A 1619-nucleotide genomic window follows, 5' to 3' on the forward strand; every position below is an offset into this window, starting at 1 on the left:
TTACGCAAGCCCGTAGCTTCGGTGGTAAGTTTGAGCCCCGAACATCTTCGGCGCAGGATCTCTCGACTAGTGAGCTATTACGCACTCTTTTAATGAGTGGCTGCTTCTAAGCCAACATCCTAGTTGTCTTAGAAATCCCACATCCTTTTCCACTTAACTTACACTTTGGGACCTTAGCTGACGATCTGGGCTGTTTCCCTTTTGACTACGGATCTTATCATTCGCAGTCTGACTGCCGGACTCATAGTATATGGCATTCGGAGTTTGATAAGGTTCGGTAAGCGATATGCCCCCTAGCCCATTCAGTGCTCTACCTCCATTACTCATATCCGACGCTAGCCCTAAAGCTATTTCGAGGAGAACCAGCTATCTCCGAGTTCGATTGGAATTTCTCCGCTATCCACAGCTCATCCCATGGTTTTTCAACACCAACGTGGTTCGGTCCTCCACGAGATTTTACTCTCGCTTCAACCTGGCCATGGATAGGTCACCCGGTTTCGGGTCTACGGCATGCAACTCTGTGCCCTATTCAGACTCGGTTTCCCTTCGGCTCCGTACCTTAAGTACTTAACCTTGCTACATACCGTAACTCGTTGGCTCGTTCTACAAAAAGCACGTCATCACACTCATATGGTGCTCTGACCGGTTGTGGGCACACGGTTTCAGGTTCTATTTCACTCCCCTCCCGGGGTTCTTTTCACCTTTCCCTCACGGTACTGCTTCACTATCGGTCATCGGGTAGTATTTAGCCTTGGGAGGTGGTCCTCCCTGCTTCCCACAAGGTTTCACGTGTCTCGTGGTACTCTGGATCAGAACTGACTATTTCGCATTTTCATCTACAGGACTATTACCTCCTACGGTGGAACTTTCCAGTTCTCTTCGATTAACGCAATTTAGTATTTAGGTGCTGTCCGAAACCCCAGAAATAAATTTCTGGTTTGGGCTCTTTCCTATTCGCTCGCCGCTACTAGGGACATCGATTTTTCTTTCTCTTCCTTCAGGTACTTAGATGTTTCAGTTCCCTGAGTGTACCCTCCTTAAGCTATGTATTCACTTAAGGATACATGGGGTTTCCCATGTGAGTTTCCTCATTCGGAAATTTCCGGATCACAGGCTATTTGCGCCTACCCGAAACTTATCGCAGCTTATCACGTCCTTCTTCGGCTCCCGATGCCAAGGCATTCACCATGCGCCCTTTATAGCTTAACCTATAAAGTAATTCATATCTTAAATCTAATAATATGCGAGTATTTCTTAGATTTAAATTCAGCTTTACATGAGTAACTATTAAATAGTTACTTTTTTGCCAACTGGCTTTGTTTTTAAAAACAAATTTTATACTATGTGCAATTTTCAAAGAACAAATGGTGGGCCTAAATGGACTCGAACCATCGACCTCACGCTTATCAGGCGTGCGCTCTAACCAGCTGAGCTATAGGCCCATATGTGGTGGAGATAAAGAGATTCGAACTCTTGACCCCCTGCGTGCAAGGCAGGTGCTCTCCCAGCTGAGCTATACCCCCACATATAGAGATTCAATAATGAATATTGACTCTCTCAAAATTAAACAGAGGTAGTAATCTTTAAAGTGCAATTTATTATTTTGTTTACTTAACACT

Annotated in this window: 2 tRNA genes and 1 rRNA gene; all 3 read right to left on the minus strand. The window is 45.0% G+C overall.

Annotation, left to right across the window (positions count from 1 at the left end):
- Positions 1–1209: ribosomal RNA gene (locus tag PTZ02_RS19605) — 23S ribosomal RNA — on the minus strand; the annotation flags it as partial.
- 156 nt (positions 1210–1365) lie between these two features.
- A tRNA-Ile gene (locus PTZ02_RS19610) sits at positions 1366–1442 on the minus strand.
- 5 nt (positions 1443–1447) lie between these two features.
- A tRNA-Ala gene (locus PTZ02_RS19615) sits at positions 1448–1523 on the minus strand.
- Positions 1524–1619: the final 96 nt, after the last annotated feature.

It is taken from the genome of Clostridium sp. 'White wine YQ' (genome assembly GCF_028728205.1).
Taxonomy (GTDB): domain Bacteria; phylum Bacillota; class Clostridia; order Clostridiales; family Clostridiaceae; genus Clostridium_T.